Consider the following 20,377-nt stretch of genomic DNA (forward strand, 5'->3'; position numbering starts at 1 on the left):
AACGCTTAGTGGCGGAAGTGGCGCATGCCGGTGAATACCATCGCCATGCCATGCTCATCAGCAGCATCGATAACCTCTTGGTCACGCATTGAGCCACCTGGCTGGATAACCGCTTTGATACCCGCTTCTGCTGCAGAGTCAATGCCATCACGGAATGGGAAGAAAGCATCAGATGCCATCACCGAACCAGCAACTTGTAGGCCTTCATCCGCCGCTTTGATACCCGCAATTTTAGCTGAGTAGACACGACTCATCTGGCCTGCACCGATACCGATAGTCTGGCCATCACGAGCGTAGACAATGGCATTCGATTTAACGAATTTAGCCACTTCCCAGCAGAACAGTAGATCGCGGATCTCCTGTTCAGATGGTTGACGCTTAGTGACAATTTGAAGCTCAGATGCGTTCACCATGCCTAGATCACAATCTTGCACCAGTAGGCCACCGTTGACACGTTTGTAATCGAAAGCTGCACCAGGCTGTGCCGCAAATTCACCACACTCAAGTAGACGAACATTGGGTTTAGCGGCAACGATTTCGGATGCCTGAGCGCTCACTTTTGGAGCAATGATCACCTCGACAAATTGACGATCAACGATCGCTTTTGCTGTTTCTGCATCAAGTTCGCGGTTGAATGCGATGATGCCACCAAATGCTGAGGTAGGATCTGTCTGGAAAGCGCGGTTGTATGCTTCCAGAATGTTGCCGCCAATGGCGACACCACAAGGGTTAGCATGTTTAACGATGACACAGGCAGGCTCTTTGAAAGGCTTAACGCACTCAAGTGCCGCATCAGTATCGGCTACGTTGTTAAACGAGAGCTCTTTACCCTGAAGTTGACGAGCGGTTGAAACGCTGGCTTCAGTTGCGTTCTCTTCAACGTAGAAGGCTGCACGTTGGTGTGGGTTTTCACCGTAACGCATGTCTTGAACTTTGACGAACTGAGTATTGAAAGTGCGTGGGAAGGTCTCTGGCTCTTCCACACCCACTCGAGCACCAAGATAGTTTGCAATCATGCCGTCGTAAGCAGCAGTGTGTTCAAACGCTTTAACAGCAAGGTCAAAACGGGTGTTGTAGTTAAGACCCTTGTTGGCTTTAAGGTCAGCGATGATTGAATCGTAGTCAGAAGCGTTAACGACAATTGCGACATCTTTATGGTTTTTGGCAGCAGATCGAACCATGGTTGGGCCACCGATATCGATGTTTTCAATGGCCATCGGAAGATCACAATCTGGACGTGCGACGGTCTCTGCAAAGGGGTATAGGTTGACAACCACCATGTCGATTGGGTTGATGCCATGCTCAGTCATCACCGCATCATCAGTACCGCGACGACCCAAGATCCCGCCGTGCACTTTAGGGTGAAGGGTTTTAACGCGGCCTGCCATCATCTCTGGAAAACCCGTGTAGTCTGAGACTTCAACGGCTGCGATGCCTTCATCACAAAGCAGTTTGTAAGTGCCGCCAGTTGATAGGATTTCAACGCCTTGAGCAGTCAGTTCACGGGCAAAATCTACGATGCCAGTTTTGTCTGACACGCTGATCAGAGCGCGACGAATAGGAGTGTATGAGTCGTTAGACATGAGGCTTTCCATTTTTCAGAGATTTAAAGAAGATCATACTGCTTCAACTTTTTGCGAAGCGTGCCGCGGTTCAGGCCAAGAAGCTCTGAAGCACGGGTTTGGTTATCTTTGGTGTAGCGCATAACAGCTTCAAACAGCGGTGCTTCTACTTCAGTCAACACCATTTGATAAACATCACTTGCGGGCTGTCCATCTAACGTCTTGAAGTAGGTCTCAAGTGAAGATTGAACACTCTCACGCAGTGTTGGTGTCTGGGTTTCTGTTGTTATTTCAGAGATATCGAGATGTTGCATTGTATCGTTACTACTCACTACTACGGTTACCTAAATATTAAGCAGCTTGGGCACGATCAAAATATTGATCGAGGGCGTTAAGCTGCTCTTCAGCTGTTTCCAACTGATTAAATTCTTTTCTAAAGCCAGTCACATCGCTAACTGATTGCAGATACCAATTAAGGTGTTTTCGGGCGATACGAACGCCCATTAACTCTCCATAAAACTCGTGCAGAGCTTTCAGGTGGCGATTAAAAATAGAGTGTATTTCTGAAAGAGTGGGTGGCGCTATTTTTTCACCATGACGCAGATAATGATCAATCTCTCGCAAAATCCACGGGGTGCCTTGCGCTGCACGACCGATCATGACTGCATCAGCACCGGTGTAATCCAAAACAAAACGCGCTTTTTCTGGGGTGGTGATATCGCCATTAGCAATGACAGGGATGCTGATGTTCTCTTTAACGGATTTAATGGTCTCGTACTCAGCGTCACCAAGGTACTTATCTGACCGGGTTCTTCCATGAACGGTCAGCGCGGCTATACCAGCTTGTTCAGCCATTTTGGCGATGGTGAGTGCGTTGCGATTGTCTGGAGACCAACCAGTCCGAATTTTTAGGGTCACTGGTATATCGACTGCATTGACCACGGCTTCCAATATAGATTCGACCAGAGGTTCATCTTTCAGCAGTGCTGAGCCAGCTGCTTTATTACAGACTTTTTTAGCCGGGCAGCCCATATTGATGTCGATGATTTGTGCGCCACGCTCTGCATTTAACTGAGCAGCTAATGCCATCATCTCTGGATCGCCACCCGCAATCTGTACGGAGCGAGGCTCCGCTTCGCCTTGATGGTTTAGGCGAAATGAGGACTTGCGTGTGTGCCAAAGATTTGGATCTGACGTCACCATCTCTGACACAACAAGGCCTGCACCCAGTTCGCGACAGAGTTGTCGAAACGGGCGATCAGTCACACCAGCCATTGGGGCTAGAGCAACTTGAGTGTCAAGGCTGTATGGACCAATCTGTAACATCAAAAACCTGCCACAACGAGGGTGTAACTCCAATGAATTGGAATGTCCGTCGTTGGTTATGAAGGGCGCATATAATACTCTTCACGGACCGAGGGTCCAAGACGTTTTTGAATAAAAAATGATCAATTTTGGGGTTGACAGGCTAACTAGGGAACCTGCGAACAAGTCCATAATTTCTCAGCGTGATCTGAAACATTCAGATACAAGGCGGATTGTGCAACTAATGGCCATCGCCTTTAGTCAGCGATCCAACGCTGTAGATGGATGTTTCAGGTCGCGCCCTACGGGGCTTACAGTCAAATCCATCCTCTGCGTTCTGTTTTCTCGACTTAGCCCGCTAGGCCTTCAAAAACACGCCTGGATGACAAATTTGACTGTAAGCCTGAGATGTCATGGACTTATTCGTAGGTTCCCTAGCGTTGGTTGAAACGGGCTTCAGAAAGGTTCGCTTCAAAAGAGGCGATCGCTTCATCCGGTTTGGTTATGGTCAGTTGAATTTGAATGGGGAGTTTTGGGCTTAAGCGCTCAGCGTTGATGCCAAGTTCTAAATACTCATTTGGATCAAATGTGCGGCGGCTGATCAATTTGCCTTGTAGATCTTTTAGAGAGAGTTCAACCGCCGGATAGGGCTGGTAGAGGGTAGATTGGTTGTTGATTCTCAGTGTCACTTCAAGTGCATTGGAGTAACGAGGGTGTTCCCTCACTAGGGTCTGTTCAATCGCCAGTAGAGCCAGCCCCTCTTTAGCACTTAAATCACAATTTATCTGACTGCACGCAATAATGTAGAAGGGTCGTAAGCTGGGGTGTGCATTTAGCCTAGCTCGTTCAAACCAGAGGTACTGTAAGGCGCCGAGTACTGTGCATAAAAGAAGAATTAGAATCATTGATGCCGTTTTGAAAGGCGACTCTGGTTGAGAATTAAATCGCTCAAGTACGATTGGCTCAGCATCTAGCTGAGCGAATTGTGCTCCGGTGGATGTCTGTTGAGGCTGTTCAGTTGCTGTAGCGGGTGTTCGATCAGCACGCCCATTTTCGGCATCAAAAATAGAGAGGCAGTTGCCGCAGCGAACGCGACCATTAGCCAGGCGCAGTTGACCATCAGTCACTCTGAACTTGGCTTGGCACTCTGGACACTCTGTTACAAACATCTATCCCTTCTCAACCTTAACGTTTGCGACCCGTTAAACGAACCCACTCCTCTTTGGTTGATGGGGGTTCCATATCAAACCACTCGGAGTAGGTGCCAATCAATTCATCCGCTTGTTCTATCAGAAGCCCCGATAGAATTAACTGACCACCTGATTTAACCAATTCGGCCAGGGTGGGAGCAAGCTCTTTCAGTGGTCCGGCGAGTATGTTGGCAATGACTAAATCGACCGCTTCTGATTCAAAGCTCTCTGGGAAGAATACCGGTAAACGTTCTTTATCTAGACCGTTTCTGACAAGATTGTCTTGAGTGGCGGTTAACGCTTGCGGATCAATATCGACGCCTGACACTGCGCTTGCACCCAAAAGAATGGCGGCAATGCCCAAAATACCACTACCGCAGCCATAATCGATAACCGATCTGTTCTGTAGTGGCTCACTGGCGAGCCACTCTAGACAGAGTGCAGTGGTTGGGTGGGTACCTGTGCCAAAGGCTAGTCCAGGATCGAGCATCAGATTGACTGCATTCGCATCAGGTACTTCAATCCAGCTTGGGCAGACCCAAAAATGGCTACCGAACTGCATCGGGTGATAGTGAGTCATCCACTCTCGTTCCCAATCTTTGTCCTCAAGAATTTCTGCCTTGAACTGTATTGTATCGCCACCCTTAACGGAGAGTTTTTGCTCGTTTAGAAAGGTAAGTGTCGACTCTAAATCATGCTCTGCTGCAAACAGACCGGTTATTACGGTTGTGCCCCAGAGCGGAGTAGTCCCTAATTCAGGTTCGAAAATAGGTTGATCTTTTGCGTCCTCAAAGGTCACGGCAGCACAGCCCGCTTCAAGAAGTAGATCTTCGTAAAACTCTGCAATATCAGGATTTGTAACAACTTTTATCTGTAGCCAAGGCATTCTTTTGAGCTCGTAATTTAAAGACAACAAAGCCCGCAACAGTGCGGGCTTTGATTAGGACGTAAGTTAACTTACAGGCCTAATTTCTTTTCTAAGTAGTGAATGTTAACACCACCCACTTCGAAATGGGTATCACGCATGATTTCGTGGTGAAGTGGAATGTTGGTACGAATACCATCAATGACCATCTCATCCAGAGCATTGCGCATGCGCTGCATTGCCACTTCGCGATCTTCACCATAAGTGATCAACTTAGCGATCAATGAGTCGTAGTGAGGTGGTACTGTGTAGCCCGCATAGAGGTGCGAATCAACACGGATGCCGTTGCCGCCTGGCGCATGGAAACCATTAACTTTACCCGGTGATGGCATAAAGGTTTTTGGATCCTCTGCGTTGATACGGCATTCGAAAGAGTGGCCACGTAACACGACATCTTCCTGTTTGATCGATAGTTTTTCACCAGAAGCGATACGCAGCTGCTCTTTTACAATGTCGACACCGGTAACCATCTCTGTCACAGGGTGTTCAACCTGAACACGAGTGTTCATTTCGATGAAGTAGAAGCCACCATCTTCGTACAGAAATTCAAAGGTGCCTGCACCGCGATAGCCGATCTCAATACAAGCATCGACACATGACTGCAGTACTTTTGCGCGTGATTCTGGGTCTAGGTGAGGTGCTGGTGCCTCCTCAACAACCTTCTGATGGCGGCGCTGTAATGAACAGTCGCGATCGTAAAGGTGAATCGCATTCCCTTGTCCGTCGGCTAATACTTGGATCTCTACGTGGCGTGGGTTCTCAAGGAACTTCTCCATGTAGACAGTATCATCACCAAAGGCAGCCTTTGCTTCAGACTTAGTCACTTGCACAGCGTTGACTAGGTGAGCTTCTGTATGAACAACACGCATACCACGACCACCACCACCGGCAGCGGCTTTGATGATTACAGGGTAGCCAATACGTTTTGCAATTTTATAAAGCGTATCGTTGTCGTTCTCTGGCAGTGGTCCGTCTGAACCAGGTACTGTTGGAACACCCGCTTTCTTCATCGCTTCAATGGCTGACACCTTGTCACCCATTAATCGTATGGTTTCAGCTTTAGGGCCGATAAATGTAAAACCTGACTGCTCTACCTGCTCAGCAAAGCCTGCGTTTTCAGCGAGGAAGCCATAGCCAGGGTGGATAGCCACTGAATCAGTGACTTCTGCCGCTGCAATCAGAGAAGGAATGTTTAGGTAACTTTGAGCAGATTGAGCCGGGCCGATACAGACCGCTTCATCAGCTAGACGGACGTGCATCAAATCACGATCAGCCTGTGAATGAACAGCGACGGTTTTAATGCCTAACTCTTTACAAGCTCGCATGATACGTAGCGCAATTTCGCCACGGTTTGCGATCAGAACTTTATCCAACATGATGGAATATTCCTCTGTTGATTAGAGTTTAGGCAATGACAACGAGTGGTTGATCAAATTCAACCGGCTGACCATCTTCAACAAGGATGGCTTCAATCACGCCACTCTTGTCTGCTTCGATCTGGTTCATCATCTTCATCGCTTCAACGATACAGATGACGTCACCCGCTTTAACCGTTTTGCCCACTTCGATGAATGCCGGAGCACTTGGCGCTGGTGAACGGTAGAAAGTACCCACCATTGGTGAGTTAACAGTATGGCCCGCTGGCGCTGCAGGTGCGGCTTCTGCTGCAGCAGGTGCAGTGGCTGGAGCAGCAGCGGGTGCTGCTGCGGCAACGACAGTTGCAGGTGCTGCTACTGGAGCTGCAACGATAGATCCACCACGGCTAATGCGAACAGACTCCTCGCCCTCTTTGATCTCGATTTCATTGATGTTTGACTCTTCGAGAAGTTCGATCAGTTTTTTAACTTTACGAATATCCATGATGTGCTCCTGTAGCGCAGTTTAGTAATAAATTGTTGGGATATGGCTGTTAATTGCATCGAATAGGCAGATATCTATTAACAGAACCCTATAAGGTTAAGTTTGCATGAGACTAAAGGGGGTTGTCCAGCTGAAAGTTGCGAAAATGGTTTGAATTTCGGCAAATTTAACGCTATCTACACGTTAATTGTCTATTATTTGTGCAAAATAGCTTTTGATATTAAAACGAGGTTGTTTTAAGCAACTTATCGATGGATTGACCCAAGGGGCTGTACAGGTCATAGTGCAGTGCAGCATTTGTATTTTTGTGATGCTTATTTACGCAAAAGGTAGTGTATGAAAGGTCTATTTAGAACTCTGTTGGATCTCCTTGATCGTCTTCGGGAACGGCTCGGAGTGAAGCGCTTTTATCTGTTGCTGGCGCCTCTGGCAGCCTACTCATTGGTGGTGGTTGTATTGGGCTTTCTCTGGAGCTGGACTCCAGCTGAATTTGATGTGAAGCAGTTGACTGAAGCTAGCGCTGCCGAGCGAAATGAAACGGTGGTGGTCGGCAGTTACACAACCGCTACACTGATCGAACTGACAGAGTCGCTTCTTAACAAGCCAGGTGGCTACCTCTCCAATGATCGTTTTCCGCCGGGTGTTCTTATGGATAACCTGCCTAATTGGGAATTTGGTGTGCTTGTGCAGATTCGTGACCTGAGTCGAGCAATGCGCAAAACCTTCAGTCGTTCTCAGTCGCAGTCGACTGAACAGAAGGATCTAGCCTCTGCGGAACCCAAATTACACTTTGATAATAACTCTTGGTTGATACCCTCAAGTGAAAGTGAGTATCGAGATGCGTTGGTTTCATTAAGAGCCTATCAAGGCAAACTCTCTAGTCAGGATGAATCACAGGCGCAGTTCTATGCTCGTGCCGATAACCTTCAAGATTGGTTGGGCGACGTTTCAACTCGCCTGGGTAGTATTTCACAGCGCTTAAGTGCCAGCGTTGGGCAGCGCCGTATTAATACCGATCTCGCCGGCAGTCAGGGGGGCGCCCAAGCAACGGCTCAGCCCTCAGAGTTAGAGATACAAACGCCTTGGAGTGAGATTGATGACGTCTTCTATGAAGCGCGTGGAACTGCCTGGGCTCTGATTCATATTTTACGTGCTATCGAGTTGGATTTTGCACAGAGTCTTGAGAAGAAGAGTGCGGTCACCTCGTTGAAGCAGATTGTTCGTGAACTAGAGGCCACACAGGGCACCATCTGGAGTCCCATTATTCTTAACGGCACCGAATTTGGATTTTTAGCCAACCACTCTTTGGTGATGGCTTCATACATTTCCCGTGCTAATGCAGCCATTATTGATTTGAGAGATCTTCTCTCCCAGGGGTAATTTATGCGTCGAGTTATTTTCAACCAGAAAGGTGGCGTTGGTAAGTCGAGTATCGCGGTCAATTTGGCGGCTATCAGTGCAGCTCGCGGACTTAAAACGCTAGTGATCGATTTGGATCCGCAATGTAACTCAACACACTACCTGTTGGGTGATGACTCCGATGCGCCAGAGCTCGATGTACAGAGTTTCTTTGAGTCGGTATTGAGCTTTCAGCTGAACAAAGTGGCCGAACAAGATTACTGTTTTGCGACCCCATTCGATCATCTCGATATTATTCCCTGTAACCCGAATTTAGGTGATTTGCAGTCGAAGTTAGAGTCGAAACATAAGATCTATAAGCTTAGAGATCTGTGTGACGCTCTGGATGACCATTACGATGCGATCTACATTGATACGCCGCCAGCGTTTAACTTCTTTTCGCTCTCCGCACTTTGCGCCGCTGAGCGTTGTTTGATCCCCTTTGATTGTGATGAGTTTGCACGCCAAGCTCTTTACAGCCTACTGCATAACATCAACGAAACGCGTGAAGATCATAATGAGCAGTTGGTGTTGGAAGGGATTGTGGTGAATCAGTTTCAGCCACGAGCGTCGCTGCCTAGGCAGATCATTGAATCGCTCGTGGAGCAAGATCTGCCGGTGCTAAACGCCAAGCTACCTGCGTCAGTGAAAATGAAAGAGAGTCATATGCTGGCTAAACCACTGGTTCACATGGCAGCCAAACATAAATTGACTGAGGCATTTAACCTACTGTTTGATGAGATCAATCAGTAGGTTACTAAAGACCTTTGACTGCAAAGATACCGGGTGCGTTGCGCCAGTAGCCTTTGTAATCAAGTCCAAAGCCAAAAATGTAGCGATCCGGTATGGTTAGACCGGTGAAGTCTGCTTTCATCCCAGGCACGGCTTTGCGATCGTGTATTTTGTCGATCAGTACGACCGATGCCACGCTTTTAGCTCCACCCTCTTTGAGGTGATTCATCACTTCGTGAAGTGTGTGTCCCTCATCTAGGATGTCGTCGACCACTAACACATCGCGTCCCTGATAATCGATCATCGGTGGAACCTTCCACTCTAGTTCGTGGCCAGAGGTCGTGTTGCGGTAGCGAGTCGCATGTAGGTAGCCCGCTTCGAGAGGGAACTCTAAGCGAGTCAGTAGCTGACCGCAGATAACAAGACCGCCGTTCATTATCGTGAAGATGACAGGATCGCGATCAGCATATTCGCCGGTGATCTCATCAGCAATCTTGTCGATCGCTTGGTTGACTTCAGAGTTTGAAAAGAGCAAGTCTGATTCAATGTAAACTTGCTTGATTTCGTTAATATCGGGGCGGCTCATGTTAGCTCCAGAGCGGTTAAACTTGACTGAATCGACAAGTTTAACCTGTTACATACAAAAAAGCCCGACCCGCAGAGCGGATCGGGCTTTTTAATTATCTAATTACTTAGCTGCTTCGTAAGCTTCAGCTGATTTGATGATCGCGTCGCGAGCTGCAGCAGCGTCAGACCAACCTTCAACTTTAACCCACTTGCCTTTTTCAAGCTTCTTGTAGTTCTCGAAGAAGTGAGAGATTTGATCTTTCAAAAGTGGCGACAGGTCATCAACGTCATGGATGTCGTTGTAAGCCTGGCTTAGTTTCTCGTGAGGAACAGCAACCAGTTTCGCATCTTCACCCGCTTCGTCGGTCATGTTTAGAATGCCGACTGGACGACAGCGAATAACAGAACCTGTCATGACTGGATGTGGAGTCAGTACAAGTACATCTAGAGGGTCACCATCGTCAGCTAGTGTGTTGTTTACGTAGCCGTAGTTCGCTGGGTAGAACATTGGCGCAGCCATGAAGCGGTCAACAAAGATAGAGTCAGAGTCTTTATCGATCTCGTATTTTACAGGCGAGCTCTCAGCTGGGATCTCGATGATAACGTAGATGTCGTTTGGCAGGTCTTTACCCGCTGGTACTTTTTCAAAGCTCATGTTGTTTCCCTATGAACGTTTCATTAATTTCTGCGGCGCATTATAGGCACCTTGGTAATATAACTAAATGCTACTAAGCGCTATTTTTCACTTTTCTTACGGTGGTAGGCTTTCAACATCTCTACCTCCTGTTTTGAACCTAGCGCGACGGATACACGTTGGTGAATGTGCTCTGGGCTAAGATCCATAATCTCTTCGTAACAGGTCGAAGCGACGCCACCAGCCTGCTCGATAAGGAAACTCATTGGGTTGCCTTCGTACATCAGGCGTAGTTTGCCCGGTTTGCCCGGATCGCGTGAGTCCCATGGGTAGGTGAAGATGCCCCCACGGGTCAGTAGGCGATGCACTTCGGCCACCATAGAGGCCACCCAGCGCATGTTGTAGTTCTTCTCGCGAGGACCCTCTTCGCCAAGCAGTAGATCGTCGATGTACTCTTGCATCTGAGGTTCCCAGTGACGCTTATTCGACATGTTGATCGAAAATTCGCTGGTCTCTTCAGGAATTTTGACCGACTCCTCTGTCAGGATAAAGTCACCGGTATGAGCCAGCGTGAACATGTTAACGCCGCTACCAGTGGTTAGGGCTAATACTGCAGAAGGCCCATAAAGCACGTATCCTGCCGCCACTTGCTTACGTCCTGGCTGGAGGAACTCATTGGTGTCCTGTTTAGCCCAAGGTTTTGGGGCTTCGATGATTGAGAAGATCGTGCCAACCGAGACGTTGATGTCGATGTTTGATGAGCCATCCAGCGGGTCAAAAGTTACAAGGTAGCGACCATCACGAGATCCCCAAACTGGCTCCTCTTCCTCTTCTGAGGCAACGCCACGAACAAGTCGATTATCCAGAAGGACTTTTTTAATGATGTCGTTAGAAACGATATCGAGTTTCTTTTGGGTCTCGCCCTGTACGTTAGTCAGAGTGCTGGTGCCCAAAACGCCGGCCAGAGCGCCTTCGCGAAGCTGCAATGCAACCTCTTTACAGGCGATCATTAAGACTTCGATCACCTCTACAAGGTCTGCATCGGTTTTGTTGTGCTTTAGGAAGGAGCTCAGTAACTGCATTAGAGAATCTCTTAGTCGTGTGAAATATGGTGAAAATTATAGGCAAGTTGGTACGCTATTGCATGTGCGAAATGGGTTTTTCGGTTAATTAAAGCCCATCTTTATAATTTTTTGTGGGATACCACCGGTTTGCATCTTCATTTTCTTGGTATTTGTGGCACCTTTATGGGCTCTTTAGCGATTTTGGCCAAAGAGCTAGGTTATCGTGTCAGCGGTTCGGATCAGAACGTCTATCCGCCAATGAGTACGCAACTTGAAACCTTAGGCATTGAGATTATTCAAGGCTACGATCCCACTCAATTGGACTCCAATCCCGATCTAGTGATAGTCGGTAACGCGATGTCGCGCGGCAATCCTTGTGTTGAGGCGGTGCTTGAGAGAGGGATTCACCACACATCGGGACCACAGTGGTTACATGATCACTTGCTCAAGGATCGTTGGGTATTGGCTGTTTCAGGTACTCACGGTAAAACCACCACAGCGACCATGTTGGCATGGATTCTGGAGTACGCTGGGTTGAAGCCTGGTTTTTTGATTGGTGGCGTTCCGCTCGATTTTGACTGCTCAGCTCGTTTGGGAGAGACCGACTTTTTTGTTATCGAGGCAGATGAGTACGATACCGCTTTTTTTGATAAGCGATCTAAATTTGTCCACTACAACCCAAGAACACTGGTGATTAATAACTTAGAGTTTGATCATGCAGATATCTTTGATGATCTTGCAGCGATTCAGAGGCAGTTTCATCACCTCATGCGTTTGGTGCCTGCTACTGGGCGAGTGATCTACCCCTCGGATATTCCGGCAGTCGAGCAGGTGATAGAGCAGGGGTGTTGGAGTGAGTTAGAGTCAACTTCAATGAATCCTGGTCACTCTGGTGCTGCAATCGGTGAGCAAGAGTCTGGTGGTCAGCGTTTTCAAATTTGCGTCAAAGAGACGGCCCCTGTCTGGGTTGATTGGGAATTGACCGGTGAGCACAATCAACGCAATGCACTGCATGCTCTGTTGGCAGCAAGACACGTTGGCATTACCCCCGAAGTGAGTGCGGAGGCATTAAGCCAATTCAAAAGCGTGAAGCGCCGCATGGAGCTGTTAGGTCAGTTCTCAGGGGTCTCTCTGTATGATGATTTTGCTCACCATCCGACGGCTATTGCGACGACCTTGCAAGGTATGAGAGCGAAAGTGCACGATGAGAAGTTGATTGCCATCATCGAGCCAAGGTCTAATACCATGAAACAAGGCGTATTTAAGAGCCAGTTAGCTGAATCCGCCGCGCAAGCTGATACTGTTTTTTGGTATCAACCGGATTCTCAGGGGTGGTCTTTAGAGAATCAGATTGCTGGCTTTGACGGGCAGGCTGTATTTAATAGCATTGATCTTCTGCTTGAGTCTCTCGAATCAGAGCTACAACACAACAGTCATATCGTAGTGATGTCGAACGGTGGATTCGAAGGCATTCACGAGCGAATTAAACAACTCCTTATTTCGACGACACATTGAGGTGAACCGTGGCAGATTTTGACTCAAGAGTAACCCTAGCCATTACCGGAGCTTCGGGGGTTCAGTACGCACTGCGTTTGATGCACTGCTTGGTTCAGCAGAACGTTCAACTCTTTGTGATGGTCTCCAAAGCGGCTCAAGTTGTTGTCGCGGCTGAAACAGAGCACAGCTTGCCAGGGACTCCTGATGCTCAGCAGCAGTTTTTTACTGATTTCACGGGTGCTAAAGCGGAGCAGATTAAAGTCTTTGGTAAAGAGCAGTGGTTTGCTCCTGTCGCTTCAGGCTCAGGCGCTCCCAGTCAGATGGTGGTCTGTCCCTGTTCAACAGGAACACTGTCAGCCATTGCGACTGGGGCCAGTAATAATCTGATTGAGCGTGCTGCGGATGTTGCCCTAAAAGAGCGTCGATCACTTATTTTGGTGCCGCGAGAGGCTCCCTATTCTGAGATACATCTTGAGAATATGTTGAAGTTGACCCGCATGGGGGCGGTCATACTGCCGGCGTCACCAGGTTTCTATCATAAACCCACCACGGTCGAAGATATGATCGATTTTGTGGTCGCAAGGGTGTTGAGTCAGCTCGGTTATGATCAATCGATCATGCCATCCTGGGGCTCAGATTTAATTTAAGAGTAATATTATGACGAAGGTTCTAGCACTAGATACTTCAACTGATGCCTGTTCAGTCGCCTTACTAAACGGCGAACAGCGCATTTGTCGGTTTGAAGTGGTACCCAGAGGGCATACCCAACTGCTGTTGCCGATGGTTGAAAGTGTTCTTGAAGAGGCCAAGCTATCGGTAAAAGAGCTTGATGCGATCGCTTTTGGGCGCGGGCCAGGGTCATTTGCCGGCATTCGTATAGCAACAGGAGCAACACAGGGGCTAGCAGTCGCCTTTGATACTCCTGTGATCCCTCTATCGACCCTTGAGACCTTGGCTTATCAGGCGCTTGCATTATGCCCAGAGGCTGGCTTTATTCTATCGACTTTGGATGCCCGAATGGATGAGGTCTATTGGGCAGTCTATAAGGTGGAAAATGGCACAATCTTTGCTTTGACTGAGGAGCAGGTGACGGCACCCTCAGCCGTTGTTCTGCCTGAAAAGGTTTCTCAATGCGTAGCAATTGGCCCAGGCCTTAACTACTTGGATCAGTTGAATTCATTAGTTCAAAACGGTTTGGGTAGGGTGTTGTCTGATCAGTACCCTCAGGCTGAGAGTATGCTCAATATGGCAGTGTCAGCTCTAGAAAGGGGTGATCAAGTGCCGCCTGAAGAGGCTTTACCCGTTTATGTTCGAGAGGGCACTTGGAAAAAAAGGAGTGAGCAGTGACGCTCAGTGATTGGATACATACTCTGATATTGGCCCTGATACAGGGGTTAACTGAATTCCTACCGATCTCAAGTTCTGCACATTTGATTCTACCCTCCCAGCTGTTTGGTTGGAGTGATCAGGGATTAGCATTTGATGTTGGTGTTCATGTTGGCACGCTGACGGCTGTCATCATCTATTTTCGGCGCGAAGTGGTGTCGATTGTGGCAGCGTCAACATTAACTCTGGCTGGTAGAACCTCGGATGATGGGAAACTTGGTTGGTTTGTAGCATTTGCGACGATCCCAGCTGTCATAGCAGGCCTGCTGTTGGGCGACTGGATTGATACCTATGGTCGATCCATTTTGGTTATTGCTGGCACCACCATTCTATTTGGCCTTGCACTCGGTTGGGCAGACGCTACCAATAAGGCGACGCGTATTATGAAAGAGCTCGGCTTTAAGGATGCTATTGTGATTGGTGTAGCTCAGGCCATCGCTCTCATTCCTGGAACCTCTCGATCGGGTATCACCATTACAGCAGCGCTTATGTTGGGATTTGATCGTCAAAGTGCCGCCCGTTTCTCATTCTTGCTCTCAATCCCAGTTATTCTGGGGGCAGGGTTATTGAAGGGTAAAGAGCTTATCGATATCGGCGCAGACGCGCATTGGCAGATGATTGGTGTTGGTGCACTCGTAGCGGCCCTCAGCGCTTGGGCGTGTATTCATCTGTTTCTGAAGCTGCTTGATCAAATCGGCATGCGTCCTTTTGTAATCTATCGTTTGATTCTAGGTGTTACTTTGATCGCAGTTTGGGCTTTGACTCGCTGATGATTGGTCTTTCCGTTGAGTCTCATGAACTGCTTCCGGAAGCCGAAAAGCTTAGCAATGGCTTAAATCTTCCCTTGGTAAAAAGTGGTCAATCAGGTTCTGAGTTCGACTATCTACTTCAGGTGGGATTTGATGGTCTGTCGCTGGTCCAGCTTGGCCCTAAAGCGCCCGGTCCTATTCGAGTAGACTTTGAATCGGGTGCGGTGGCTCATCGTCGTCGTTTTGGTGGCGGTAAAGGGCAACAGATTGCTAAGGCTTGTGGCGTATCCTCTGCATTTACCCCTTACATAGCCGATCTGACCGCTGGGCTGGGTCGTGATAGTTTTGTGCTGGCGACCTTAGGTTGTCGTGTGGATATGGTGGAGCGGGTGCCAGTAGTTCATGCGTTGTTGAGAGATGGGTTGCACAGAGCTCAGTTCTCATCCGATCCAGAGTTGCAGGAGATTCTGGCCAGACTCTCATTAAGTCACCTCCAAGCGGTTGAGTTCCTTCAAACGACCTCTAATCAGTACGACGTGATCTATCTCGATCCGATGTTCCCTCACACGGATAAGTCGGCTCAGGTGAAAAAAGAGATGCTAGCCTTTCGCTCGCTTGTGGGTGCCGATCAGGACAGTGCAGAGTTGCTAGACGCCGCTTTGCAACATGACCCAGCAAGGGTTGTTGTGAAGCGACCAAGAAAGGCGCCTATTATTGAAGGACCGAAGCCTAGCTATGCATTAGAGGGTAAGTCTGGGCGTTTTGATATCTATGCGAGACGCAAGTTAGGCAGTTAGTTTGTTAACCGCTAAATGAGTCGATTAATAGTGTGGTGGTGGCACATCCGCCGCTGGTGAAAAGCCACTATTATCAGCGTTCTTAACACGGTCGTTCAGAATCATAATCATGCGTCGCAGTTCATCCAGCTCTTTCGCTTGGCGAATGGTGATTTCACTCAGTTGATCGATCGCTTCCTCTTGAAACGCTATTCGACTCTCCAGATCATCTAAACGACTGTTCGATTCACTCATAATTTCGTGTTCTTCTTACTCTTTGGGTTAATTTATCCGCCGTAAACCCCTAAGTTGTTGAAAAAATATAACTAATACGTTATATCTCACTTTCTGTGCGGGTTTTTTAATGTCGTACAGAGTAATTTGTTTGTTCCAAAAAATACAAAGAAATATTTCCAATGGGTGGTTAATCAGTGATTAAAAATATCATTATCAGCGTAATTGCAGCCTGTGTTATCGCAGCTGCTGGTCACTTCTTTAAAGCGGAATCGCACTACTTACCAGTGCTTGCCGTTTCGTTTGTGGCTGTTTTCATCAGTACTCTTGTGGCTAGCTCTGGCTCCGCATCAGCATCTCAATCTTCACGTCGTGTAAACGGTGCGGATGAAGAGGATGACATCGATGATGGTCGTGAAGTCGGTACTGTTAAGTGGTTCAATGTTTCTAAAGGTTTCGGTTTTATTACTCGTGCCAATGGAGATGATGTTTTCGTTCATTTCCGTAACATTCGTGGCCGTGGACACCGTTCATTAAACGAAGGCCAACGTGTTCGTTTTAATGTGCACGACAGCGATAAAGGTCTTCAAGCTGAGGATGTTTCAATCATCCGTGAGTGATGAATAAGACGTCTAACACAAGGGTAGCTCAAGCTACCCTTTTTTATGTCCAGGACGGACGGTATACAGCGATTCCATGGATGGAAATGAGCTGTGAATGTCCAGGACGGACGGTATGCAGCGATTCCACGGATGGAAAGGAGCTGTGAATGCCCAGAATGGTATGCGTATTCATTTTCTACTCAGTTAAGTGGGTTAGAATAAATCTTATGAAAATCTATCCTCTACTTTTTTTGTTCCTCAGCTCTTTGGCGTCGGCAGACACTCAATGTATGCAGAATTATTTTGCATCCAGAGTCGGCGAGACTCTTGAGTATCGTGTTGAAATTGATGGTATTCGGGCGAAAGGGGCTCGAGCGATCTCTCAATCAGATTCAGGTCAGTTCACATTGCTTCAGTCTGTCTCTGTTCTACTGGCTTCGCTAGAGGAGGAGAGCCATTTTATTGTTGATGAGCAAGGCATCGTTCCGATTAATTACCTCTTTGAACAGCAAGGGCTTGGGGCGCGTAAAACGACCATTCAGTTCAATGGCGCAACGGCTGAAGTGAATAGAAAAGGTAAGACGTCTCAGTTGGAGCTTCCGCAGGGTTTTCAGGATCCTTTGACCTTCATCCTTCAGCTTCAAGCAGCGACTAGTTGCGGTGAATCTATTGAAACGCTGAAGATACCTCTTGTGAAGTCGAAAGGGGTTTCGGAGGTTGTTTTTGTTAAAGGTGAGGACTCTTTAATTAAGAGCCGTGATAAGGATTTGGTTCTGGAAACTTGGCAAAGGGTCGATGGTGATAAAATTGAAAAGGTCGGCTTAATTCCTGAATTAAATAACCTTCTGTACTCATTTGAGCAACGAGAAGGAGAGAAGATCAATCGCCTTCAGTTGATTGATCTTCCTTAGTCTCTGCTGATTTTTGTGCTGCCTGCTGCTTTTGCCATGCGGCTCTATCTGCATAGTAGATATCCCAAACGCAGGGTTCACAACCACTTTCGCAGCAGTCGTAATCCCCTGGTGGAATCGGTTCCTGAAGAGAGTCTATCGAGCTCATCAGCCAATAATCTTCCCAGGGTTTAGAATCCCTTTAGGATCCAGAGCGGCTTTAATACTGCGCATGACGGCGAGTTCAGCTTCACTTCGGCTTAGCTGGATATAGGGCTTTTTACTCAGTCCAATGCCGTGTTCTGCCGAAACAGAGCCTTTGTATTTCTCTAGGATCTTATAGACTACCGTGTCGATCGCTTTTTTATCGCTGACCGGACCTACACAGAAGTGAATGTTGCCATCGCCAAGGTGCCCAAAGGTCAGGCAGGTCGATTCAGGGAACTGTTCTGACAGTGCCTCTTTGACTTCGTTTGTGTAGGCTTCCATATGACGCAACGGTAGGCTGATATCGTAAGGAATCAGAGGACTGAAGGCTTGAACCATCGCCTCAATGTCATCTCGAACTGCCCAGAGTGCCGCTGACTGCTGCTGACTTTCGGCAATCACAGCATCGACAATGACCTCTTGTTCTAGAAGTTCGCCAAGCACCTCAATGAACTGCTCTTTTCCGCGAGTGTCATCGACACACTCTGACTCTACTAGGATGTAGTAGGGTAGGGAGTCATCAATAAACTTTTGATGATTACCGGTTTCGTTAACCATAAAGCTATAGAAACTGTTCCACATCGCTTCAAATGCCGAGAGCTTACCTTCGAGTTTCTGTTTCAGCGTGTTAAGCAGTAAGAGTGCGTTATCAAAACTCTCGACGCCGACCAGTGCGGTTTGACGTGCTGGCGCTGAAGGCCAAAGTCTCAAAACGGCGCGTGTGATAATACCTAGAGTTCCTTCTGAGCCGACAAACAGCTGTTTTAGGTCGTATCCGGTATTATCTTTCAGTGTCTCTTTAAGATTGGTTAGGACGGTGCCATCGGCTAGCACCACCTCTAGACCGAGAACTTGATCACGTGCCATACCGTAGCGAATAACCTTATTGCCACCGGCGTTGGCTGCAAGCATTCCTGCAACCTGTGCTGAACCCCGAGCACCCCAATCTACTGCAAAAAGGAGGTCGTGCTCGGCTGCTGCATTTTGAAGATCCTCAACAACCACACCGGCTTGAACGAGCACAGTGGCACCTTGGGTATCTAACTGCTCAATGGAACGCATGCGCTCAAGGCTTAGAACAAAATCCCCTTCAGTCGCTTTGGTCGCGTCCGCTAAGCCGGTCATGCCGGCTTGTGGAATGATGGTCTGATTTGCCTCGTGACACAGGGCGAGCACTTTTGAGACCTCTTCCGTCGACGCGGGTCGAATCACCGCTTTCGCCGGACAGCTGCCTTTACTCCAACTCTCATTAGGTCGTTGAGCAACACGCTCGTCGGTGATGAGACCTTTATCACCTACAATGGCGTGGATTGCATTCAGTAGTTCAGACATAGTGTTTACCTGTTAGTCGCAAAGAGCATCCAGTTTAGATTTAAGTATGCCGGTGACCGCACCAGGGTTGGCTTTGCCACCGGATGCTTTCATGACCTGGCCCATAAAGAAACCTAACATTTTGCCGCGTTTCTCTGGTTCAGCGGCTTTGTATTGCTCAACCTGTGCTGTCGCATTGGCAATGACCTCGTCGATCATTGTCTCTATCGCACCGGTGTCAGTAACTTGCTTCAACCCTTTGGCTTCAATCACTTCGTCGGCGGTACCGCCTTCGTTCCATTGGATTTCAAAGACTTTCTTAGCAATGTTGCCAGAGATGGTGTTGTCCTTGATGCGAACCAGAAGACCGCCTAACTGCTCTGCGCTAACAGGGCTGTTATCAATGCTTAGATCGGCTGCGTTTAAGTTTTTGGCCAACTCTCCCATCACCCAGTTAGCAGCCAATTTGGCATCGCCACAACACTCAACCACTGACTCAAAGTAGTCCGCTTGGTTGCGATAAGCTGACAGAACACCAGCGTCGTATTCAGACAGAGCCAGTTCACTGATGAAACGCTCTTTTCGTGCGTCCGGCAGTTCTGGAAGCGTTAGACGAATGGCTTCTACATAGGCATCATCGACCACGACAGGAAGTAGATCTGGGCAAGGGAAGTAACGGTAGTCGTTAGCATCCTCTTTCGAGCGCATGCTTCGAGTCTCGTTTTTGTCTGGATCGTAAAGACGAGTCTCTTGTACTACTGTGCCGCCATCTTCGATTAAGTCGATTTGACGCTCTACCTCGGTGTCGATTGCGCGCTCAATGAAGCGGAACGAGTTGATGTTCTTGAGCTCGGTGCGAGTACCTAGGGTGTCACTGCCTTTTGGGCGAATGGAGACGTTACAGTCACAACGCATTGAGCCCTCGGCCATGTTACCGTCACAGATGCCAAGAGTGGTTACAATCGCATGGATCTTGCGAGCGTAAGCAGCGGCCTCTTTAGAGGTGCGCATATCGGGTTCAGAGACAATTTCGACTAGAGGTGTACCGGCTCGGTTAAGGTCGATACCGGATTGGCCGTGAAAATCTTCGTGTAAGGATTTTCCGGCATCTTCCTCTAGGTGAGCGTGATGAATACGAACACGACGTTCGCCATCTTCCGTTTCAATATCGACGTAACCTTCGCCAACAATAGGTGCTTCTAGTTGGGTTGTCTGGTAACCCTTGGGAAGATCTGGATAGAAGTAATTTTTGCGCTCAAAAACGGCACGTTTACCGATTTCGGCATTAATCGCTAAGCCAAACATGATGGCCATTTTCTGTGCGCCATCGTTGAATACCGGCAGTGTGCCCGGCAATGCCAGATCAACGGCGCACGCTTGTGTATTGGGTTCGGCACCGAAGGCAGTGCTAGCACCTGAAAATATTTTCGTATTGGTCGCGAGCTGAACGTGGATCTCTAGACCGATAACTGTTTCCCATTCCATATC

General features: G+C 48.1%; 23 protein-coding genes. 9 read left to right on the forward strand and 14 right to left on the reverse strand.

Going from position 1 to position 20,377, the window contains the following annotated elements; translation table 11 throughout:
• Nucleotides 1-5: 5 nt before the first annotated feature.
• The 7 genes from purH to accB all read right to left on the reverse strand — a co-directional run bounded on the left by purH (nucleotide 6) and on the right by accB (nucleotide 6,842).
• Entirely contained in the window at nucleotides 6-1,583 is a 1,578-nt protein-coding gene (purH, locus tag XMM312_RS01125; protein WP_173480481.1) for a bifunctional phosphoribosylaminoimidazolecarboxamide formyltransferase/IMP cyclohydrolase, read from the reverse strand.
• A gap of 23 nt (nucleotides 1,584-1,606) precedes the next feature.
• Nucleotides 1,607-1,876: a DNA-binding transcriptional regulator Fis gene (fis, locus tag XMM312_RS01130; RefSeq protein WP_173480755.1), complete on the reverse strand. Its 270-nt coding sequence runs from the start codon at nucleotides 1,874-1,876 to the stop codon at nucleotides 1,607-1,609.
• A 37-nt stretch (nucleotides 1,877-1,913) separates the two neighbouring features.
• Nucleotides 1,914-2,888 carry a tRNA dihydrouridine synthase DusB gene (gene dusB / locus XMM312_RS01135; protein ID WP_173480482.1) on the reverse strand — a complete coding sequence of 325 codons (975 nt, stop codon included), beginning with the start codon at nucleotides 2,886-2,888 and terminating at the stop codon, nucleotides 1,914-1,916.
• Between the two features lie 413 nt (nucleotides 2,889-3,301).
• On the reverse strand, nucleotides 3,302-4,036 hold the full coding sequence (locus tag XMM312_RS01140; protein WP_173480756.1) for a DUF3426 domain-containing protein: 735 nt from the start codon (nucleotides 4,034-4,036) through the stop codon (nucleotides 3,302-3,304).
• A 16-nt stretch (nucleotides 4,037-4,052) separates the two neighbouring features.
• Nucleotides 4,053-4,943, reverse strand: a complete 891-nt coding sequence (prmA, locus tag XMM312_RS01145; RefSeq protein WP_173480483.1) for a 50S ribosomal protein L11 methyltransferase — start codon at nucleotides 4,941-4,943, stop codon at nucleotides 4,053-4,055.
• 71 nt (nucleotides 4,944-5,014) lie between these two features.
• A complete protein-coding gene (gene accC / locus XMM312_RS01150; protein WP_173480484.1) occupies nucleotides 5,015-6,358 on the reverse strand; it encodes an acetyl-CoA carboxylase biotin carboxylase subunit in 1,344 nt (447 codons plus the stop codon).
• 28 nt (nucleotides 6,359-6,386) lie between these two features.
• The gene (gene accB / locus XMM312_RS01155) at nucleotides 6,387-6,842 is read right to left on the reverse strand and encodes an acetyl-CoA carboxylase biotin carboxyl carrier protein (protein ID WP_173480485.1); all 456 of its coding nucleotides are present in this window, start codon (nucleotides 6,840-6,842) and stop codon (nucleotides 6,387-6,389) included.
• Nucleotides 6,843-7,178: 336 nt separating this feature from the next.
• On the opposite strand from accB, the gene XMM312_RS01160 reads away from it, so the two are divergent.
• Together XMM312_RS01160 and XMM312_RS01165 are read left to right on the forward strand one after the other, a co-directional pair.
• Nucleotides 7,179-8,222, forward strand: coding sequence for a DUF2333 family protein (locus tag XMM312_RS01160; RefSeq protein ID WP_173483329.1), 1,044 nt, complete (start codon nucleotides 7,179-7,181; stop codon nucleotides 8,220-8,222).
• A gap of 3 nt (nucleotides 8,223-8,225) precedes the next feature.
• On the forward strand, nucleotides 8,226-8,993 hold the full coding sequence (locus tag XMM312_RS01165; protein ID WP_173480487.1) for a ParA family protein: 768 nt from the start codon (nucleotides 8,226-8,228) through the stop codon (nucleotides 8,991-8,993).
• A gap of 4 nt (nucleotides 8,994-8,997) precedes the next feature.
• Here XMM312_RS01165 and XMM312_RS01170 read toward each other — a convergent pair whose 3' ends face one another.
• From XMM312_RS01170 to XMM312_RS01180, 3 genes are all read right to left on the reverse strand, one after another.
• Complete coding sequence (locus tag XMM312_RS01170) at nucleotides 8,998-9,558, reverse strand: hypoxanthine-guanine phosphoribosyltransferase (RefSeq protein ID WP_173480488.1); 561 nt, start codon at nucleotides 9,556-9,558, stop codon at nucleotides 8,998-9,000.
• A gap of 102 nt (nucleotides 9,559-9,660) precedes the next feature.
• A complete protein-coding gene (gene ppa, locus XMM312_RS01175; protein ID WP_173480489.1) occupies nucleotides 9,661-10,194 on the reverse strand; it encodes an inorganic diphosphatase in 534 nt (177 codons plus the stop codon).
• A gap of 80 nt (nucleotides 10,195-10,274) precedes the next feature.
• A complete protein-coding gene (locus XMM312_RS01180; protein ID WP_173480490.1) occupies nucleotides 10,275-11,255 on the reverse strand; it encodes a class 1 fructose-bisphosphatase in 981 nt (326 codons plus the stop codon).
• Nucleotides 11,256-11,384: 129 nt separating this feature from the next.
• Here XMM312_RS01180 and mpl point away from each other — a divergent pair, with 129 nt between their 5' ends.
• The 5 genes from mpl to XMM312_RS01205 are packed head-to-tail and all read left to right on the forward strand — an operon-like array spanning nucleotide 11,385 to nucleotide 15,666.
• A complete protein-coding gene (gene mpl, locus XMM312_RS01185) occupies nucleotides 11,385-12,752 on the forward strand; it encodes a UDP-N-acetylmuramate:L-alanyl-gamma-D-glutamyl-meso-diaminopimelate ligase (RefSeq protein ID WP_173480491.1) in 1,368 nt (455 codons plus the stop codon).
• Between the two features lie 8 nt (nucleotides 12,753-12,760).
• Nucleotides 12,761-13,381, forward strand: coding sequence for a flavin prenyltransferase UbiX (locus tag XMM312_RS01190; protein ID WP_173480492.1), 621 nt, complete (start codon nucleotides 12,761-12,763; stop codon nucleotides 13,379-13,381).
• A gap of 10 nt (nucleotides 13,382-13,391) precedes the next feature.
• A complete protein-coding gene (tsaB, locus tag XMM312_RS01195) occupies nucleotides 13,392-14,081 on the forward strand; it encodes a tRNA (adenosine(37)-N6)-threonylcarbamoyltransferase complex dimerization subunit type 1 TsaB (RefSeq protein WP_173480493.1) in 690 nt (229 codons plus the stop codon).
• Complete coding sequence (locus XMM312_RS01200; RefSeq protein ID WP_173480494.1) at nucleotides 14,078-14,890, forward strand: undecaprenyl-diphosphate phosphatase; 813 nt, start codon at nucleotides 14,078-14,080, stop codon at nucleotides 14,888-14,890. The genes tsaB and XMM312_RS01200 overlap by 4 nt, the downstream gene beginning before the upstream one ends.
• A complete protein-coding gene (locus tag XMM312_RS01205) occupies nucleotides 14,890-15,666 on the forward strand; it encodes a class I SAM-dependent methyltransferase (RefSeq protein ID WP_173480495.1) in 777 nt (258 codons plus the stop codon). The genes XMM312_RS01200 and XMM312_RS01205 overlap by 1 nt, the downstream gene beginning before the upstream one ends.
• A 24-nt stretch (nucleotides 15,667-15,690) precedes the next feature.
• Here XMM312_RS01205 and XMM312_RS01210 read toward each other — a convergent pair whose 3' ends face one another.
• Complete coding sequence (locus tag XMM312_RS01210) at nucleotides 15,691-15,900, reverse strand: SlyX family protein (RefSeq protein WP_173480496.1); 210 nt, start codon at nucleotides 15,898-15,900, stop codon at nucleotides 15,691-15,693.
• Between the two features lie 176 nt (nucleotides 15,901-16,076).
• Here XMM312_RS01210 and XMM312_RS11635 point away from each other — a divergent pair, with 176 nt between their 5' ends.
• Both XMM312_RS11635 and XMM312_RS01220 read left to right on the forward strand, forming a co-directional pair.
• Nucleotides 16,077-16,499 carry a cold-shock protein gene (locus XMM312_RS11635; RefSeq protein ID WP_371731415.1) on the forward strand — a complete coding sequence of 141 codons (423 nt, stop codon included), beginning with the start codon at nucleotides 16,077-16,079 and terminating at the stop codon, nucleotides 16,497-16,499.
• A 209-nt stretch (nucleotides 16,500-16,708) separates the two neighbouring features.
• Entirely contained in the window at nucleotides 16,709-17,392 is a 684-nt protein-coding gene (locus tag XMM312_RS01220; RefSeq protein WP_256368148.1) for a DUF3108 domain-containing protein, read from the forward strand.
• Here XMM312_RS01220 and XMM312_RS01225 read toward each other — a convergent pair.
• From XMM312_RS01225 to gatB, 3 genes are read right to left on the reverse strand one after another with little or no spacing between them, the layout of a single operon-like run.
• Entirely contained in the window at nucleotides 17,361-17,540 is a 180-nt protein-coding gene (locus XMM312_RS01225; protein ID WP_173480498.1) for an oxidoreductase-like domain-containing protein, read from the reverse strand. The two genes, XMM312_RS01220 and XMM312_RS01225, sit on opposite strands and share 32 nt — an antisense overlap.
• Nucleotides 17,540-18,910 (reverse strand): FAD-binding oxidoreductase, encoded by a 1,371-nt coding sequence (locus tag XMM312_RS01230; protein ID WP_173480499.1) that lies wholly within the window; start codon nucleotides 18,908-18,910, stop codon nucleotides 17,540-17,542. The genes XMM312_RS01225 and XMM312_RS01230 overlap by 1 nt, the downstream gene beginning before the upstream one ends.
• Nucleotides 18,911-18,922: 12 nt before the next feature.
• The gene (gene gatB / locus XMM312_RS01235; protein ID WP_173480500.1) at nucleotides 18,923-20,374 is read right to left on the reverse strand and encodes an Asp-tRNA(Asn)/Glu-tRNA(Gln) amidotransferase subunit GatB; all 1,452 of its coding nucleotides are present in this window, start codon (nucleotides 20,372-20,374) and stop codon (nucleotides 18,923-18,925) included.
• Nucleotides 20,375-20,377: the final 3 nt, after the last annotated feature.

The sequence above is a fragment of the Marinobacterium sp. xm-m-312 genome, assembly GCF_013283295.1.
Lineage (GTDB): Bacteria > Pseudomonadota > Gammaproteobacteria > Pseudomonadales > Balneatricaceae > Marinobacterium_E.

What these genes read in the sequence shown, in the direction of transcription:
- purH (WP_173480481.1), bottom strand. Translation starts at nt 1,583, where the DNA reads ATGTCTAACGACTCATACACTCCTATTCGTCGCGCTCTGATCAGCGTG.
- fis (WP_173480755.1), bottom strand. Translation starts at nt 1,876, where the DNA reads ATGCAACATCTCGATATCTCTGAAATAACAACAGAAACCCAGACACCA.
- dusB (WP_173480482.1), bottom strand. Translation starts at nt 2,888, where the DNA reads ATGTTACAGATTGGTCCATACAGCCTTGACACTCAAGTTGCTCTAGCC.
- XMM312_RS01140 (WP_173480756.1), bottom strand. Translation starts at nt 4,036, where the DNA reads ATGTTTGTAACAGAGTGTCCAGAGTGCCAAGCCAAGTTCAGAGTGACT.
- prmA (WP_173480483.1), bottom strand. Translation starts at nt 4,943, where the DNA reads ATGCCTTGGCTACAGATAAAAGTTGTTACAAATCCTGATATTGCAGAG.
- accC (WP_173480484.1), bottom strand. Translation starts at nt 6,358, where the DNA reads ATGTTGGATAAAGTTCTGATCGCAAACCGTGGCGAAATTGCGCTACGT.
- accB (WP_173480485.1), bottom strand. Translation starts at nt 6,842, where the DNA reads ATGGATATTCGTAAAGTTAAAAAACTGATCGAACTTCTCGAAGAGTCA.
- XMM312_RS01160 (WP_173483329.1), top strand. Translation starts at nt 7,179, where the DNA reads ATGAAAGGTCTATTTAGAACTCTGTTGGATCTCCTTGATCGTCTTCGG.
- XMM312_RS01165 (WP_173480487.1), top strand. Translation starts at nt 8,226, where the DNA reads ATGCGTCGAGTTATTTTCAACCAGAAAGGTGGCGTTGGTAAGTCGAGT.
- XMM312_RS01170 (WP_173480488.1), bottom strand. Translation starts at nt 9,558, where the DNA reads ATGAGCCGCCCCGATATTAACGAAATCAAGCAAGTTTACATTGAATCA.
- ppa (WP_173480489.1), bottom strand. Translation starts at nt 10,194, where the DNA reads ATGAGCTTTGAAAAAGTACCAGCGGGTAAAGACCTGCCAAACGACATC.
- XMM312_RS01180 (WP_173480490.1), bottom strand. Translation starts at nt 11,255, where the DNA reads ATGCAGTTACTGAGCTCCTTCCTAAAGCACAACAAAACCGATGCAGAC.
- tsaB (WP_173480493.1), top strand. Translation starts at nt 13,392, where the DNA reads ATGACGAAGGTTCTAGCACTAGATACTTCAACTGATGCCTGTTCAGTC.
- XMM312_RS01205 (WP_173480495.1), top strand. Translation starts at nt 14,890, where the DNA reads ATGATTGGTCTTTCCGTTGAGTCTCATGAACTGCTTCCGGAAGCCGAA.
- XMM312_RS01210 (WP_173480496.1), bottom strand. Translation starts at nt 15,900, where the DNA reads ATGAGTGAATCGAACAGTCGTTTAGATGATCTGGAGAGTCGAATAGCG.
- XMM312_RS01220 (WP_256368148.1), top strand. Translation starts at nt 16,709, where the DNA reads ATGAAAATCTATCCTCTACTTTTTTTGTTCCTCAGCTCTTTGGCGTCG.
- XMM312_RS01225 (WP_173480498.1), bottom strand. Translation starts at nt 17,540, where the DNA reads ATGAGCTCGATAGACTCTCTTCAGGAACCGATTCCACCAGGGGATTAC.
- XMM312_RS01230 (WP_173480499.1), bottom strand. Translation starts at nt 18,910, where the DNA reads ATGTCTGAACTACTGAATGCAATCCACGCCATTGTAGGTGATAAAGGT.
- gatB (WP_173480500.1), bottom strand. Translation starts at nt 20,374, where the DNA reads ATGGAATGGGAAACAGTTATCGGTCTAGAGATCCACGTTCAGCTCGCG.